The organism is Alteromonas sp. S005, from assembly GCF_036864475.1.
In the GTDB taxonomy this organism is placed as follows: Bacteria; Pseudomonadota; Gammaproteobacteria; order Enterobacterales; family Alteromonadaceae; genus Alteromonas.
The window spans coordinates 224,091-240,218 of the sequence record NZ_JAZETN010000004.1 but is presented as its reverse complement, the minus strand read 5'-3'; the positions used below and the strand labels follow the sequence as shown (position 1 = coordinate 240,218).

Annotated in this window: 13 protein-coding genes; 4 read left to right on the top strand and 9 right to left on the bottom strand. The window is 42.4% G+C overall.

Features of this window, described 5'->3' with window-relative positions:
* Positions 1–179: 179 nt before the first annotated feature.
* Genes V7R55_RS07735 through V7R55_RS07715 form a run of 5 tightly spaced genes read right to left on the bottom strand, consistent with a single transcriptional unit; the run spans position 180 to position 4,793 of the window.
* A complete protein-coding gene (locus V7R55_RS07735) occupies positions 180–1,178 on the bottom strand; it encodes a hypothetical protein (protein WP_334058813.1) in 999 nt (332 codons plus the stop codon).
* A gap of 21 nt (positions 1,179–1,199) precedes the next feature.
* A complete protein-coding gene (locus tag V7R55_RS07730) occupies positions 1,200–2,105 on the bottom strand; it encodes an LPP20 family lipoprotein (RefSeq protein ID WP_334058811.1) in 906 nt (301 codons plus the stop codon).
* Between the two features lie 15 nt (positions 2,106–2,120).
* A complete protein-coding gene (locus V7R55_RS07725; protein ID WP_334058809.1) occupies positions 2,121–3,440 on the bottom strand; it encodes a transglycosylase SLT domain-containing protein in 1,320 nt (439 codons plus the stop codon).
* 13 nt (positions 3,441–3,453) lie between these two features.
* Complete coding sequence (locus tag V7R55_RS07720; RefSeq protein WP_334058807.1) at positions 3,454–4,227, bottom strand: ETEC_3214 domain-containing protein; 774 nt, start codon at positions 4,225–4,227, stop codon at positions 3,454–3,456.
* Positions 4,228–4,241: 14 nt separating this feature from the next.
* On the bottom strand, positions 4,242–4,793 hold the full coding sequence (locus V7R55_RS07715; RefSeq protein WP_334058805.1) for a hypothetical protein: 552 nt from the start codon (positions 4,791–4,793) through the stop codon (positions 4,242–4,244).
* A 405-nt stretch (positions 4,794–5,198) separates the two neighbouring features.
* Between V7R55_RS07715 and V7R55_RS07710 the strand changes: the two genes are divergently transcribed.
* The gene (locus tag V7R55_RS07710; protein ID WP_334058803.1) at positions 5,199–5,840 is read left to right on the top strand and encodes a hypothetical protein; all 642 of its coding nucleotides are present in this window, start codon (positions 5,199–5,201) and stop codon (positions 5,838–5,840) included.
* A gap of 49 nt (positions 5,841–5,889) precedes the next feature.
* Here the strand turns inward: V7R55_RS07710 and V7R55_RS07705 are convergent, their stop codons facing one another.
* The 4 genes from V7R55_RS07705 to V7R55_RS07690 form a co-directional block, all read right to left on the bottom strand.
* Entirely contained in the window at positions 5,890–6,138 is a 249-nt protein-coding gene (locus V7R55_RS07705) for a DUF2960 family protein (RefSeq protein WP_334058801.1), read from the bottom strand.
* A 304-nt stretch (positions 6,139–6,442) separates the two neighbouring features.
* A complete protein-coding gene (locus V7R55_RS07700; RefSeq protein WP_334058799.1) occupies positions 6,443–7,201 on the bottom strand; it encodes a restriction endonuclease in 759 nt (252 codons plus the stop codon).
* 89 nt (positions 7,202–7,290) lie between these two features.
* The gene (locus V7R55_RS07695; RefSeq protein WP_334058797.1) at positions 7,291–10,587 is read right to left on the bottom strand and encodes a DUF3427 domain-containing protein; all 3,297 of its coding nucleotides are present in this window, start codon (positions 10,585–10,587) and stop codon (positions 7,291–7,293) included.
* The gene (locus V7R55_RS07690; protein ID WP_334058796.1) at positions 10,587–11,189 is read right to left on the bottom strand and encodes a class I SAM-dependent methyltransferase; all 603 of its coding nucleotides are present in this window, start codon (positions 11,187–11,189) and stop codon (positions 10,587–10,589) included. Before V7R55_RS07690 ends, V7R55_RS07695 begins: the two co-directional genes overlap by 1 nt.
* A 298-nt stretch (positions 11,190–11,487) precedes the next feature.
* Between V7R55_RS07690 and V7R55_RS07685 the strand changes: the two genes are divergently transcribed.
* From V7R55_RS07685 to V7R55_RS07675, 3 genes are all read left to right on the top strand, one after another.
* Entirely contained in the window at positions 11,488–13,221 is a 1,734-nt protein-coding gene (locus tag V7R55_RS07685) for a sensor domain-containing diguanylate cyclase (RefSeq protein WP_334058908.1), read from the top strand.
* Positions 13,208–13,657: a BLUF domain-containing protein gene (locus V7R55_RS07680; RefSeq protein ID WP_334058795.1), complete on the top strand. Its 450-nt coding sequence runs from the start codon at positions 13,208–13,210 to the stop codon at positions 13,655–13,657. Before V7R55_RS07685 ends, V7R55_RS07680 begins: the two co-directional genes overlap by 14 nt.
* Positions 13,658–13,993: 336 nt before the next feature.
* The gene (locus tag V7R55_RS07675) at positions 13,994–16,087 is read left to right on the top strand and encodes a TonB-dependent siderophore receptor (protein ID WP_334058794.1); all 2,094 of its coding nucleotides are present in this window, start codon (positions 13,994–13,996) and stop codon (positions 16,085–16,087) included.
* The last annotated feature ends 41 nt before the right edge of the window (positions 16,088–16,128 follow it).

Genomic DNA, 16,128 nt, shown 5'->3' with positions numbered 1-16,128 from the left:
TCATTTTAAAGCCACACATTTCACTTTCACATAAAGTGCGCTGTGTTAACGTAACCAAGACCAGTAGTCTAGGTAGTACCGGCGCGGGTTTTAGGTTCTCGCTTCGACAGCCCAAGAATGGCTATAAAGAGCCAAGCCTGCAGTAAGAGCTGCAGGCTCAGTTTGAATTGCTTGGCTAGTTACTTCGTTAAGTTCTTTAGAGAGCTATTCCATTTACAGCCAAAGCCAGTGCATTCACCAGAAAGCATTACGATCATGCCGCGTTTAATGCGCTCTACGCTATCACCTTCTACTTTAATGTAAGACTTACTGTTAAAAACATTGTCTTTGTCTACCATTTCGCCCGAAGCAATCTTCACTAACTCACCATCAATTTCTTGGTAAATAGCAACGGCAGCTTCTTCTTTCGCACCATGTAAACGGCCTAAGTTTGTTTCGAAGTATATTTCACCTTCGGCCTTTTTAGCTCCGGTGATCATACCTTGCGAGCTTACATACTTGCTCAGCGTGATATAGTCATCGTCCCCTTTTACCAATAGGTCAGCAATAGCGCCCTTAATTGCGCCATTTATCATGCTTGTCTCGTCACATTTTTTGCTTGGTGGGTTTTCTTTTGAGCCGCTTTCTCTGCCAGTTAGGTTTACCGAAATAATCTGTTTCATCGAAGGCAACGCGCGAATTTGAACATTTCCTTTCACTTTGCCTGTGTAGTCGCACTCGGCTGGGTAACGGATGGTTTCTCCGTCTTTGTTTTTGCGTGAGTCTGCTTTTTCGTATTCACTACTCCATGAATAGTCTGTGATTGTCGGAATGATCAAAAACTTTGCTTCTACAGGCCCTTGGTAGGCTTCGTAGGTTTCTGATAAGTTTTCTTTTAACTGAATTTCATCAATGAAGCGTTGTGCTAACTGACGGTCTATAACTTCGGAACCACTCTCGTTAACAAACGCAGTCATATTGTCTACAAACATACTTTGAATGAATGACGGTACATCGCTTTTTACGCCTGGTGCAACTAAAAGCTTATTGCTTTGAACGTTGGCTGCATCAATGGGTGCGCCGGGCAATGCTGGTATATTAAAATCAGGGTAAGTTGGCAAGGCCGTTGGGGCAGTAGAGCCGCACGCAGTGATGGTAAGTGCAGCGGCTAAACTAGTTAAGTAGTGTGCTTTTCTCATTCTCTCAGTACCTTTAGATTTTTATTTTAGTTTCACGCGTTGCAGTAACGCTTGCTCTGCTCTAGCAACAGACTCACTGCTAGATTTGAAAGAGGCGCCTTTTACTTTGAAGGAATCTTTAAACTGCAACGATTCCCTTTCATCAAAAACAAGGATTTCAGCGGTTAAAATGGTGAAGTGCGTCTTTTTAAACATTGAAGACTTGGCTTTTATATTTAACTGCACGCTCCCCGTGTTCTCACCTTTACTAACAACGTCAAATCCTTGCTTTTTCAACAGCGCTTTCGTTGAATTTTTTAGTGCGCTAGTTACAGGCCGTGAGAAGGTTAGGGTGTAACGGTTACGCTTTTTGCAGCGTTTGTAAGTGCGGTCGAAAGTGTTAATGGTGCGGTTAAACTGAGTTTCAGCGCCATCTTCGCTGCCAATGCCTATGTATGCTGGTATTAACTCGTTAAGCAGTGTTCTTTTATTTTCTTCATTACTTAACGTATAAAAGCACGAAGGCGCGTAATGATTCTCAAATTCTTCAAGAACAAACTGCAAGTCACTGTTTATGGTATCTAGTTGATGTTTTATAGCGCGTTTAACTTGCTCTCGCTCTACCCGTACCAGGACCTGCCAAAGATTATTCTTTTGGTCAGTATCAATGACCTCTACATTGGGTAGTTCTATACCTCGGCTCTCAGCTATTACTTGTGACTGGGCATCAACTTGGGTTCTATTAAAGTGTTTTGTTTGGTTGATTTTGGTGCTTACGTTTACCCTTGTAGCCAGTTTCATCACAATATCTGCCATGGCCGCTTTTTGCGCGAGGTCGTAGCTGGTGTCGGTACCTATGCCATAAATGTATTTTTCTGAATCTGGCGGTAATTCAACGGCCGCTGCGGAAGATACAGCAAACAGCAAAAGGTGAAGTAGTTGTCGCATTATCAAACCTCGGCGCTAAATGTGTTGTGAAAAGTACGCTTTACTGCCTAATACTTTCTCTAAATAGCGTTGCGTTTCAGTGTGTGTTTTACTTTTTATTACTTGCATTACTTGCTCTGGCGTCATCTGATTAATTTTCTCAATGGCTGCCATCCTGCCGCGCTTACCATTGTTGAATGCTTTTGAGAGGTTGCCTATGCCAGTATTATAAGCGGCTATAGCGCAGTACAAGCGGCTGGTGGGGTTTTCAACTTCTTTAAGATAACGCGTCATTAAAATATTGAAATATGCGCTGCCATATTCAATATTGCGTTCGCTGTCATACAATTCTTCAGGCGTTGGCTTTTTATCACTGGAAAATACTTGCTTATTCACATCTGCGCCTGCGGTGGCGGGCACAATTTGCATCAACCCGTAAGCGGGGATATGTGATTTGGCCAGGGGGTTAAAGTGGCTTTCGGTTTCCATTACTGCCAGCAGGGTATCTTCGGCTACTTGCCAACGTGAAGCCTGTTGTGAAACGGCATTTAAAAATTCAGCTGCTTTTTCGTAACGCGCCCGCTGCAGTTGTATTTTATAAGAACGCGTGTTTTTGGCTGTTGCGTCAACCTTTGCTTCTGATACTTCATTAAGTTGTGTAGTGAGCGTCGCCACTGTCTTTGTGGCTCGTTCTTTTGTTTGCTTCGGCACATCTTCTCTTGAAGCAAACTGTTCAACTTCTTTTATCTGCTTCTCTAAGCGAGCTTTAGTTCGTTGTGTAACTAATGCAGCCTGTTTTTCTACGGGTATCGCTTTTGCAGCAACTATCGATTTTGCTAAATCAGCATCACTTTTTATTCCCAATGCGTTAAGCAAGGTAGGGGCTGCGCTTTTATTGTTTTTTAGCGTGGGAATGTGTGCTTTTTTTGCTGAGTTACCGTCTAAAATGACAAACTCAGGGTTTACTTCTTTTGCTTCAGATGCTGACAATTTTAGCGTACTTTCAATCGCAGCTTTGACTTGATCGTTCTTTTCCTGTTCATCAAGTGTGTCGAATTCGTCGTCACGAATACTCACCTCAATAGTGTCTTTTTCGAAATCAGCAATGACTTTTATATTGTTATCGTTTGAATATGCCACGTACTCAGTGGTTGAACTCAGCTCAGCTACGCCCCATTTTTCGATTAACTTTTCTTTAAATGCTTCATACCGCTGAGAGTAATCGTTAGCAAAGCGTTCGTACCTCTCTTTATGCTTTTCCTTATAGGCATCAAACTTTGACTGTTGCGCCACTGAAGGTGCGCTTAATAGCATCGATGCAATAACTGCCTTCTTTAACGCTCTGCTTTGCAACATGGCAAGTATGTCCTTATTTCTTGTAATACAAAGAGTATTCAAAGTTGGTTAAAACTGAGTCGGCAATGACTGATAGGTCATTTTCACCTGCGCCGTAAAAGTTATTTATGGCTCTCGTAGTTAACTGCCTCACTTTTGTTAACGCCTCTGATGATGTCTCATCCATATTTAAGGTGTTGTAGATCTCTCGTAGTTCTTCACTGGGCAGTTGTACCTCGACACCGTAGCTGATAGCACCAAAGTAGTTGTTAACGAATAACTTTTCTTTACCAAGCTCTTCCTTAACTAAAAGGTATTCAATGTTGTTGAAATCTAGTGTGAAATCTTCAATAGTGCCGTAGTTATCGGCAATGCTAGTTTTGTCGTCGGTAGCGGTCTTTGTGAGGAGACGATGCGGCACAAAGTCATCAATTAGGCTTGTGATGGTGTATGCACTTACACGGTTTTCTTCTACTATCAGCGTTAGTATGTATTTTTCTTTCAGGTAATAAGCAAAGCTGATTTCATCATTGTATTTACTGGTTTTGATTAACTGCGGCTCGCCAATAAGGTTTTTTATGTAGCGTAAATTACTGCCTACATTTATACGATCTAATGCCTGATATTCATATTGATGCGTGAAGTTAGAAAGAGTAAGTCGCCAGGCTTCAACAATAACGTCTTTAGTGTCTCCCCACTGACCTAAAGCCATAAGACCAAGAGCACCTGCTACAAAGTATTCATAGACTGATTTTTTTCGACCAGGCGCTGTGTCAGCCTCATCCGAACTTCTCTGATTTTCACTCATCACTTAAACCCGTTCTAAAGCTGATTTTCCGACTTTAAAAAGTTCAGATAAAGTAATGTTTCATCTTCTGGACTCAACTTAGTAGGAGCACTATTGATAACGCGTTCAAATAATCTCTTTGCGTTGTCTTCAGACACAGTGACCAATGCACACACATTTTTCTGTTGACCCATTTGAGCGTAGTCGACCTTGGTTACTTTCGAGCCCTGAAGCGCTTGATTCACGAACTGGGTAGTGGTGGTAGAAAAGTCAGTATTAGTGGTACTGCTACTAGCACTAGATACCGTTTGTGCATATTGTTCTTGTAGAGAAGATACGCGGGCATCTAATTGGGCCGCCAACTCAGTACGTGCCATAGTAGCAGCTTGAGTTTTATCCATAGAAAAGCTGTTTGATGCTGCTACACAAGATGATGCTGCTAAACCGGACTCTACTGTCGGGTTTGTTACCCAAGAGGGCAGGGTCATCCCCATATCTGTAGCATTTGTTTTTGGTGTTGAGCTACAACCTGCTGCTAGAGCAAGCGTAGTAGATAAAGCGATTATCTGAAGGTTGCGTTTGAGCACTATTAACTCCATTTACATTTACGGATCGAAACACCGCGTTCAAATCCATTTGATTGCATATTGGTTATATTAGCGCCATTTAATTTAAATTGCAGAGAAAAATTTGAGCATAACGGCTAATTTTTATAATTAGGTATAGGAAAGCATACCTTTTACTCGGGAAGTATTGCTTCCACCGTAACAAACTTTTAATAAAGGAACTTTCAAAGTTAGCGCCAATCTACCAACTGTTGCAACGCCTTAATACTGTTACGTTGCAGTGCGGGCAGCTAATTATGACATGCACTATCAGCCAGACTATTCAGTAAAAGAAATCAATATCTCACTTTTACATAAAGTTCGCTGTGTTAACGTAGCCAGGATTAATAGCGCCCAGATAACTTTAACAATCGAACAAGTAACAGTATGTCAGTAAAGAATTATCAAAAATTCTATCAGCCCTTAAACGCAGTTTATTCGGGTGACTTTAACCGCTGTATTTACTGCGGCTGCGAAGCGGCGCGCCAAGATTTTATTCCGCCTATAAAATTCATTCACGACTGGCAAAGCGGGCACTTACAGGCCGACTTTATATCCGTACCCTCATGTAATGAGTGCTTCGACCTGCTTAAAAACGAAAACAACGCCTCGCTAGAGCCCAGAATAATAGCGTTAAAAAAGCTATTGGCAGAAAAGTATAAAAAGGCCATTAGGGTTTATGGCCACTGGAGCATGGAAGAAATAGAAGAAATGGACGCCGCGTTTCAAATAAGCCTAAAAGGTGGCATGCGATTGGGCAAAGAAACCCTTTCACGCCTTCAATTTGCTGGGTTCGACTATGAAGTAAACGGCAGCATAACGCGGGTGGCAAAGCCACAGCGCGAGGTGTTTAAAGTATTCGATGAAGAATTTAGCAGCTTTAGAGAAGCGCTAGCCTTTGCCAGCGCTACCTACAAAATTAAGAAAAGCCGACTAAGCCAACTTTATTTCGATAATGATGAATGCTTCGATAGGGCTATTGAGGCTTTTCATGGGTTGGTTGAAGACCATCAATCAAAAGCTGATTGATGGCACTGCGCTCCGAAATCAGCGGTTCGAAACTTTTCGGGCCCAACTATCATTCCTGACCGTTTTTTAAGAAGTACAAATCAGAAAACCCCATTTTTGCAAATTCGGTATCTCTAAAATTTCTTACGGTTTTTTTGTCTTTACTGATAGTGGCAAGTTGCTGTTCAGTTTGCAGAAACTGGGAAAGGTCTATTCCCTCAGCATCGGCCACAGCTTCATGCATATTTTGATGGCGGCTGTAAGAAAAATTTATCTCTTTTGCCACACCTTTAAACTTATAACGTACTTTATGGGCCATGTTCTACTCAGGTTGGTCGATGTAATTCAAAACTGTTGAACCGCTATTATAAACTCAATTGGCGCCAATGATTAGCGTGTTTAAAAAGCGGGTGGAAAACCGTAGTGTGAGGTGACCGATCAATAATTTAGTCGCTTTAAAGGAGCGCTCGCTTTTGCCTGCGCTACTTTCAAAATAAAGAAAAGCTGACTAAGTCAGCTTTATTTCGACAATAATGAAAGCTTTGATAGGGCAGTTGAGTGTTAACCTATGAAAAGCTGAACGATCGCTTTGCACTCCGGAGGCAAAGGTTGTGTGTTCGGGTTTACTCTGTGTAACGGCATTTAGGGAAGCTAGCACATCCTAGGAACGTTTTGCCCGAGTTTACGCCCCGCTTTGCAACTCTCTCAATCAAGTTGCTTCCGCAACGAGGGCAAAAGGCTTGTTTCTCTTCGGGTATGGCAACAGGCGATTGAACATCTCGAATTAACGCTGAAAGTTCATTTCCACCTATAAGAAATATAGGCTTGCCGGCTGCAAAACTATACGCTTCCTGAGTAAATTTCCCCGAACAAATGATATTGATTTGATTAGCATTGCTGGCAGCAAGTACACCATACATTTCACGAACAACATTTACGCCTACTTTCTGAGCTTTCCATTGCTTGCATTGAACAAGTGAGGTATTTCCATTCTTTCTTAGCTCTAAGTCGATACCGCCGTCTGGTCCGAATCCACCTTCAGTAACCTGGTACCCAAGCCTTCTGTAAGCTTCTGCAACAAGCTCTTCAAAATTTCTCCAGTGAAGTTGTCGAATTGAGTTTAAGTTAGTTTGCTGGTCTAACAATTCTACTTTTCTGCGGGTGTTTAGAAACGCCAGAGGCGCTAAAAGTAGGAATACAATACTGAAAAAGGGGGCAGGCACTGCTACTGCATTTAAAACAATATTTAAAAACTGATTATTGGTTTCTATAGATGGGATGATAAGTCCCATTACAATATAAACGACTGCAGCTGTTACAACAGATACCCACCATGGAGCTTGTAAAAGAAACTCTGAAATAGAATGGCTTTTTTGGGGCATAATCAAACATCCTTGTTCTGGTGTACTACTTTAGGTTAATACCAGCTAACCTTTCATAGGGTATTTAAATTCAGCAGTAGGTATTAACCTTATTCATTCAATAACTCCCAAGTCACATTCATCGGTTTTTCACTTTCATGTTTTACGTATTTCACTTCGCCATAGAACATAAAAGGTGAGGCTGTTTTCCCTCTCAATTTGCTCTCTCGAACGAAAAGGTAAACGCGGCTACCTAATTTCTGGTGTTCAATTATCTCTCTGCCACGCTTGTTACTTGGTGAAGTGCTATTTTGCGACTGCCAATGAAAATGTTTATCGTCAATAAAATAATCATGGTACTGATGTTCGCTGCCTTTCCCTTGTTTGTTTAGGGTAACCAGCAAAATTTGAACATTCTTTTCTTTGAGCACCACATGCCCCGATTGCCAATTTCCGGGGTTAAACTCTTCATCAAATAACGATGGAATCTCTTCGCGCATTAGTTCTTGCCCTACAAAAAGCTCAAGCGGGTCGACTTTTCCTTTTAGGCGCGCGAAGGTCACCATTTCTTCACTTGCTATGAGATCATCGTAACCTGAATTAGCTGCTCTCAGAGTATAAGAGCCATCTGGATTTTTAAGTACTTTCCTTAGTAAGTATTGATTGTCGCCAGTTTCATCCTGCCTTTCGATGGCTACTGTTGTATTGCTAATACTACCAGCATTATTTGGTGTGATTTGCTCTAAAAGCAGGTAGTCACCATCATAAATAGGGTTCTTACCGCCGTTCATGGAATTACCAGATGCACGAGCGATGAAATGTCGAGAGTTGTCTATATTTCCATAGCCATATGGTGCATTTACAAGTTCAGACGCCTCCGCATTGCCCGTTTTGAAATGCCCGCAAGCTATTTTGATGTCAGGGAAAAAGGGAAGCTGTACTTTCTCGGGAAATTGAACAATGTTGTTGGAAGAAGGGGCCGCTATAGCTAACTTCTTATGTCTGTATTTGGCAAGGCGCTGGTTATTTACCTCAACGGTCATTGCTAAAAACAAATCATGTTGAATTGCTGTGATACTCTGCTTGAAATGAAATTGCTGATTACTAATGCTAAACCACGAAACCTTCGATTCAGGCTCTTCAGTGCACCAAAATTTAATCGGATTGCTGCGCCAATGCGCTCGCCACTCTGATTTACTTAACGAGGCTAATTGTTGTTTACTTTCCGGTAAATCTGAAATCCATTCTTGGTTATCTAAAAACCACTGTCTTGCCCACTCTGCTAAATCATCAACACTTACCTGTGACTGAAAAGCATTGTGCTCAATCAATGTGGCAAGTAATACCAACTTGTAGCACTTCGAAGTACGAGTAACAGCTAGGTCCTTAAACCACTGCAGATGTTCTTCAAGAACTTCTAGTTCACCAGCTTCAAGGTCGCCTTTGCTATCTACAAACTCCCACCATGATCCTCTGTTTCGTCTAAGCTTTTCTAAGCTAGCGCCTGACTGATAGAACTCTGTATAAGTTGGCCTTCTACCTAAGGTTTCTTTTAACTTATCGTATTGGATATCAAGTTCGTCTTCAGAGAGGCTCGTAAGGAAATCAATAAACTCTAAGTCGAAGTTAACGTAACAACCGGCTGGAAGAAGTTTGTTGGCATTTTTTGCTAGGTCGACCATTTTTTTACGGCCTTGCGGGCCATCTATAATGCTAGCTAATAACATTTCTGGGCGGTTTAAAAAGCTATGATGATTACCCACAAAATCTAAAATAATTAGCCTGTCCTTTCCTTCGCTTTTACGAAGGCCGCGCCCCATTTGCTGTAGAAAAAGTATTTTCGATTCAGTAGGCCTAAGCATTAATACGGTATCTATCTTCGGTAAATCGACGCCTTCATTGAATAGGTCTACCGAAAACAATATTTTAATTTCACCGTCGTTTAGTTTTTCTAAGGCTTCGCTGCGCGTAAGTGAAGAGTCCGAGTGAACACTAGCTGCTGCGACACCTTGTTGATTAAAGTAATCTGCCATGTAATCGGCGTGTTTGCGAGAGACGCAAAAAGCCAGTGATACATCTTGCGACTTAGTTTTCCACTCAGACAGAACATGTTTTGCACGGCTTTTGGTCGCTAATTTATTGGATAGCTTTTCAGGGTCGAATTTACCATTGCGCCAAGGCAGGTGCTCGTAGTCTACTTCTTTGTCGAATATTCCGAAGTAAGTAAAAGGGCACAATGCATCTGCTTTTACTCCATCGAACAGGTCTTGCTGGTAAATAAGATTGTTGTCGCATAGTTTGAGGATATCGCTACCATCAGTTCTGTTCGGTGTTGCGGTTAAACCTAGCAAAAATGACGGCGTGAAATGCTGTAGTAAACGTTGGTAACCACCCGCTGCAGCGTGATGAAACTCGTCTACAACAATATAATCGAAAGTAACAGCAGGAAATTTAGCTAGATGAGTCGACTGACCGATGGTTTGGATGGAGGCAAACAGAAAGTCATATTCTTCATCCTTTTGCCTTCCGCTGTATCGACCTACCTTTTTATTTGGGTGTATCTTAAGAAAGCTAGCCTCTGCTTGAAGTAAGATCTCTTCACGATGTGCTACAAAAAGTACTTTTTCAGCGTTTACCTGCGCAGAATCAAAAGCTGCTAGATAGGTTTTACCCATACCTGTCGCTAGTACCACTAAACCTTTCATAACCCCTTCTTCTCGGGCCTGCTTGAGTGCTGCTAGTGCTGTTACTTGGTGTTCTCTTGGCTCCGGAATTTCATGCTCTTTTTCATCTGGCAATGATGCAGCAGATTGAATAGGTGTAACAACTCTTGCTGTGTTGTACCTAATTTCGTAATCAGCTATTAGGTCATAAGTTAATGGCTTAACTTGGGGTAATGTTAAGAGGTAGTGGTACAGCTCTCGAATTTCTTCAATTCGGGCTATGGCTTCTTTGTCGTTATGATTTGGGTAATCAATTCGATAGTTCCACTCTATACCGTCGGTAAGTGCGGTTTTACTGATGTTGCTAGAGCCAACGAACGCTCTAGCTGAGGTTAGTGCTTCGCCACTATTTTTGACAAAAATATATGACTTCAAATGAAAGCTGGTGGCTTGCTTACTTTCAAAGATTTGGATATCAGCGCCCCGTTCTTTAAGCAGCATTAAACGCTTTAAGGCTTGTGGCTCAGTTATGTTCATATAGTCAGAAGTCAGCAATGACAACTTCACATTGCGCTCTTCCGAATTCATCGCATCTTCAATGTCTTGAATGATAAGGTTTAGGCCCGACATACGGATAAACGAAACTGCTATTTCTATACTTGTCGCTTTTTTTAGGGCGTCGCGAATCTCATGTAGAAGGTATTGCTTGTTTCTACCAGTAACCAGATAATTTGTAGCAGTCATTATCCCTTCACCACTTCAACCGTAACCCACTTCACATCATCTCGCTTCAAACCATCCTGACTCGGAACTGGATTTAAATTGCGTGCAGTTAGTCCGTTGCTTTGTGCTAAAGCCGCCAATTCCTCATAGCTAACGGGGTGCATGGGCCTTGCTTCATCGTTGGGGCCGAACCGAAGGCTTATATACATTGTTCCATTTTCCGAAAGCAGCTCCGCCAAACATTTCAACGCTTGTGGCCTTTCATCTTTATGCAAATGCATCCACACGGCAGAAAGCAGTATTAGGTCGTATGTTTCTGGCGCTTGGGATAGGGAGGTGAGTGCGGGTAGGCTGGCGTTACACCATGTAACACTGTTATGGGAATTGGCTTGTGCTAAATTTCTTAGTTCATCAGCTGGCTCTGCTGCTGTTACTTTCCATCCTTGCTCTGCTAGCCAGTTGGCGTCGCGGCCACTGCCAGCGCCTACGTCTAGCGCCGTGCTCGCCTTGGTTTTTTGTAGAAATGCTTTCCAATCGCCGTGAACACTTTCGGCCTCTACCGAATTGTATAAATCGAAATAGTGCTGTGCTTTTTCGCTGTAGTGCGTAATGGTTTTGCTCAAACTGCTTGCCTCTTCCTTAATGCGCTGTGTAACTCCTCAACACTAAACCATAAATTAACGTCGTGATAGTGTTTCTACAAACTAGCTAGATGGTAGCACCGGGCTCATTTAGGGCTTTTAATTTTTGTTTACTACCCGGTCACCTTCGCGAAAAGTTTCTTTAATCCAATCCAATCCAATCCAATCCAATTGAATTTATATCTACTTCGTAAGTGTATAGAAATTTAGTAGTTGAACCACGAATTACCCATACGAGTCTATACTTTAGTATAATTCAGGTGGTGGATGAGTGAACATCATGCTTACTAACAAAGTTAAACATCCGAATCCTAGCCTTTGTTCAATTGAAGGTGTGCTGACCGAGGGCGAGTTTCAGAAGCGCAAGCACGAAATACTGTTTAACGTATCTACCGATGCGCTTTCTATTTTAGACTTAGCAACAGGGCAATTTATTGAATGTAATAATGCTGCTGTAAAGATGATGGGGCTAAGTTCAAAAAGCGAATTTCTCTACTCAACGCCTGCAGATTGGTCTCCTGAGTTTCAGCCCTCTGGAGAAAGCTCTCAAAGCTGTGCGAGTAGAAATTTATCCAAAGCGATCAAAGAGGGCCCGCAGTGCTTTATGTGGACACATATGCGTGCAGATGGCGCATTGTTTCCTTGCTTAGTCTCGTTAACCGCTTTGCCTGTTAAAGGTAGACAGTTGGTCATGGCGAATGTACGTGACGTTAGTGAGGTCGAAAATACCAATCAGCTTTTTAGGCTAATCTCAGAAAACAACCAAGACTATCTGTTTGCAAAGGACAGTGATTTTCGGATTGTTTATGCTAATAAAGCCTTCTTCTCACTCTATCCTAAAGACAAAAGAGATAAAGTTATCGGGTACACTACGCTTGAAGAATATGAGCAAGATGAAGCTGAGGAGTTTCTAAAATACGATAAAGAGGCGTTTGAAAAAGGATTTTCTGAGACCTTTGAACGGATCCTATTTCCGAACGGTGAGTACCGAACACTCCATACCAAGAAAATAAAATTTGTTGATAGTGCTAATGCCGAATTTATCTTAGGCGTGGCCCGAGACGTAACAGAACGGGAAGCACTGCTGGAACAACTTCAACAATCGAATAATCAGCTCAGTAGTTTAATGAGTCGCAACACGGCGCTACTTGAAGAGAAGCAAGTGCTTTTCAATGCCATGTTAGACAGTGTGATTGTTATCGATAAGTTTGGGAAAATTAAAGATTTCAATAGAGCTGCGGAAACGCTTTTCGGTTATGACCGTCAAGAAATGATTGGCCTTAACGTTTCAAACTTAATGAATGACGACGATGCAAAACAGCACGATGCTTATCTAAGCAACTACCTAAAAACCGGTCATGCAAAAATCATTGGTGGAGGTCGCGAGGTCGTTGCAAAGAAAAAGTCCGGACAGATGTTCTATGCATTCCTGTCAATTTCTCAATGTGAAACTAATGGCGAAGTCAGTTTTATTGGCACCATGCGAGATATTAGCGAACAGGTTAAAAAACTTCAGTCTCTTGAATACTTAGCATTGCATGACTCGTTAACAAAGCTACCTTCTCGTCGGCTGTTAGAGCAGAAGATTGAAGACGCTATAAGCGAGTCTATTCGAGAGGATAAATCGTTCTGTATTCTTTATTTAGACTTAAATAAATTCAAGCCGATTAATGACTGCTATGGGCACGATACGGGCGATGAGGTATTGAAAATAGTGTCCAAGCGTATGCGCAACATTTTGCGTGACGATGATGTCTGTGCCCGAGTGGGGGGTGATGAATTTGTCATTATGTGTAAGCCAAACGCTATACCCATTGATATAGACACTGTAGCATCAAAAATATCCCGCGCTGTGATGGATCCTATTAAAATAAACGACAACCTTTTTGAAGTAGGCATAAGTGTTGGTTCATCGTGTTTTCCACACGATGGTGACTCGATGAATAGACTGTTAAGAGTAGCTGACGACAGAATGTACACGCAAAAACGAGGTCGAGAAAATGAGTGTTCATGAATTAAGTGATAAGGATTTAGTGGCTGTTACCTACATTAGCCACTCTTTGATAAAACCTTCAGAAGTAGAGTCAGAATGTAACAATATCGAGGCCATCTCTTCTCGAAATAATGCACCACAAGAAATATCTGGCATATTGCTTTTTTGCCGTAATCGATTCATTCAAAGATTAGAAGGTAAAAGAGATGTGATTGATAAAACAATCGAAAGAATAAAGCAGGATAAAAGACATAGAAAATTTACCCTAGTTCGTTATGAAAGCATTAACCAACGGTATTTTAATGACTGGTCTCATATGAAGGTTTTATCTGCTGGTAAAGGCTTTGACGAACTTGAACAACTATTCGCCAGTATCGAGAGCGGCCATCGCACAGTCTCAGATGACATAGACTCCCGCTTCATTCTCAACTTTATTCAGCACTATAAAGATGAATAGTAAGCGTAACTTTAGCACGCCCTAAGCGCAGGTACATGCCGTTTGTCGATATGTACCGAGTGCTTCCCGCCTTGTTGAGAAATGCCAATCCCCACTCCTTAACAGGCGCTAAAGTAATTTATTTACATATTCATCGTTTAAGCTGAAGTTGCAGACAGCTTTGGCTTGAAGGTTGATCCTTATTTCTTTGTTTTAATACTATGCGCCGTGTAACTGCAATTATCTCTCCGAATTTAATTTAAATAATAATAATTATCATTTAAATTAAGTTTAAGCTGTTTTATACTCCAGCCCCGAAAACAACCAAACCCTTCAAAACCAATAACAGAGAACACCATGAAATTAAGCAGTTTATTTGCACTTACGCCTATCGCGTTTGCATTGTCGGTAAATGCGCAAACTACGCAAAACGATACGGTAGAAGTTAAAGAAGCAGACGTTGAAAAAATTCGTATTGTTGGCGTTCGTCAAAACCGCGTTAGCCGCGGTGCAACGGGCTTAACCATGGAAATTAGCGAAACGCCGCAGTCTATTAGTATTCTGTCTGAAGACCTAATGCAGTCGTTCGGTGCGTTTAATATTAATGATGCGCTAAAGCTAGCGCCGGGTATTAACGTAGAAGAGTGGGAAACTAACCGCACTAACTACACGGCCCGTGGTTTTGAAATTAAAAACACTCAAATAGACGGTGTAGGCCTGCCAAATGACTGGGGCATTGTTACTGGCGCTGTTGAAGCGTACGGTTATGAAAAAATTGAAGTTATTCGTGGTGCCAATGGTCTTTTAACTGGTGTGGGTAATGCGTCGGGTACCATTAACTACGTACGCAAGCGCCCAACCAATGAAGAGGGCGGTGAAATTGGCGCAAGCATTGGCTCGTACAACTTTAAGCGTGTACAGGGCGACTATTCAATGCTGCTTACCGAAGACGGCAGCTGGGCAGCCCGCGTAGTAGCCAGTGTTGAAGATAAAGAGTCGCACATTGATGGCCTGGAAAACGATCGCAGCTTTGTTTACGGTGTTGTCGATGGCCAGTTAACCGATAACGCTACCGTAACCTTTGGGTTGTCTTATCAAGATGCTAATACCGATGGCAACACTTGGGGCGGGCTAGTATTTAATTACACCGATGGCACCCAAGCCGAGTGGGACATTAGCGATACCACAAGCCAAGATTGGACCAAATGGGATACCGAAACTACCAATGCATTTGTAGAGCTAGACTATGTGTTCGACAACGACTGGCAGTTACTACTTAGCTATAACTACCGCGACTTTGAAGATCAAAGCAAACTGTTTTACGCCTACGGCGCAATTGATAAAGACACAGGCTTAGGTCTTGTTGGCTGGCCGGGTCGTTATGACTCAGAGCGCGACTCTCATCTTGTAGAGGGCCGTATGTTTGGTAATTTTTCGCTATTTGGCCGCGACCATGAAGTGAACTTTGGGGTAAGTCACGCTACTAGCGATGATGTGTCTTTTGTTCATGCATTTGACTATGCCACTACACCTGCCTATGGCCCAACGCCTGCGTTCCCTTATGCGTTAGATGCCATTGCCGAGCCTGATTGGCTTGCCGCTTCTGAGTATTCAAACATTGAACAAACGCTAACCCGTTATTTCGGTTCTGCACGTTTCAGTGTTACCGATGAAATGCATGTTATTGCTGGTTTCAACGCTATTGATTTTGAGCGTACAGGGCAAAACGCTGGTGCGGTTATCGATAACTCAGAAAGCGAAGCCAGCCCTTACGTTGGTGCTACTTACGCAGTAACAGAAGACGTGAACGCGTACGTAAGTTATTCAGATGTGTATCAGCCGCAAGAGCAGTACGACATTAACGGCCAGTACCTAGACCCTACAAAAGGTCAAAACTTTGAAGCAGGGGTGAAAGCCCAGTGGTTCGACGACCGTTTATTAACTACGTTCGCTTACTTTACTGCAGAGCAAGATAATTTGGCGGCCTACGCTGGCACCAACTCAGACACGCTTCAGTTTTACTACAAAGGCGTATCGGTAGAGTCTGATGGTTTTGAAATTGAAGTGGCCGGTCAGGTAACCGACGAGTTGCGTGTTAATGCCTCTTATACCGCTATCGACGTAGAAGATGAGCAAGGTAACGATGCTAACCTATGGGCACCGCGCGACGTAGTAACCTTTCAGTTAGCGTACACTGTACCGCAAGCACCAGAGGTGGAACTGGGCTTTGGCGGTCGCTGGCAGTCTGAAATAAGCAACGTTGATTATAACGTAGAACAAGGTGCTTATTTCTTGGGTAATGTATACGCATCGCGAGCGTTTACTGAAGACCTAACCGTTCGCATGAATATCAACAATATCTTTGATAAGAAATACATAAACAGCCTTCATACTGTTGGTTACTACGGCGCTGGCATTAACGCGCAGCTAAGTGCTTCGTATAGCTTTTAACTAGCCAACTATCGCTTGGCTATCAGCAAGGGGAAGCTCTA

Bases quoted from the DNA above. Each gene is read 5' to 3' on its own strand.
- V7R55_RS07710 (WP_334058803.1), top strand. From the start codon at position 5,199: ATGTCAGTAAAGAATTATCAAAAATTCTATCAGCCCTTAAACGCAGTT.
- V7R55_RS07695 (WP_334058797.1), bottom strand. From the start codon at position 10,587: ATGACTGCTACAAATTATCTGGTTACTGGTAGAAACAAGCAATACCTT.
- V7R55_RS07680 (WP_334058795.1), top strand. From the start codon at position 13,208: ATGAGTGTTCATGAATTAAGTGATAAGGATTTAGTGGCTGTTACCTAC.
- V7R55_RS07725 (WP_334058809.1), bottom strand. From the start codon at position 3,440: ATGTTGCAAAGCAGAGCGTTAAAGAAGGCAGTTATTGCATCGATGCTA.
- V7R55_RS07700 (WP_334058799.1), bottom strand. From the start codon at position 7,201: ATGCCCCAAAAAAGCCATTCTATTTCAGAGTTTCTTTTACAAGCTCCA.
- V7R55_RS07730 (WP_334058811.1), bottom strand. From the start codon at position 2,105: ATGCGACAACTACTTCACCTTTTGCTGTTTGCTGTATCTTCCGCAGCG.
- V7R55_RS07735 (WP_334058813.1), bottom strand. From the start codon at position 1,178: ATGAGAAAAGCACACTACTTAACTAGTTTAGCCGCTGCACTTACCATC.
- V7R55_RS07705 (WP_334058801.1), bottom strand. From the start codon at position 6,138: ATGGCCCATAAAGTACGTTATAAGTTTAAAGGTGTGGCAAAAGAGATA.
- V7R55_RS07720 (WP_334058807.1), bottom strand. From the start codon at position 4,227: ATGAGTGAAAATCAGAGAAGTTCGGATGAGGCTGACACAGCGCCTGGT.
- V7R55_RS07685 (WP_334058908.1), top strand. From the start codon at position 11,488: ATGCTTACTAACAAAGTTAAACATCCGAATCCTAGCCTTTGTTCAATT.
- V7R55_RS07675 (WP_334058794.1), top strand. From the start codon at position 13,994: ATGAAATTAAGCAGTTTATTTGCACTTACGCCTATCGCGTTTGCATTG.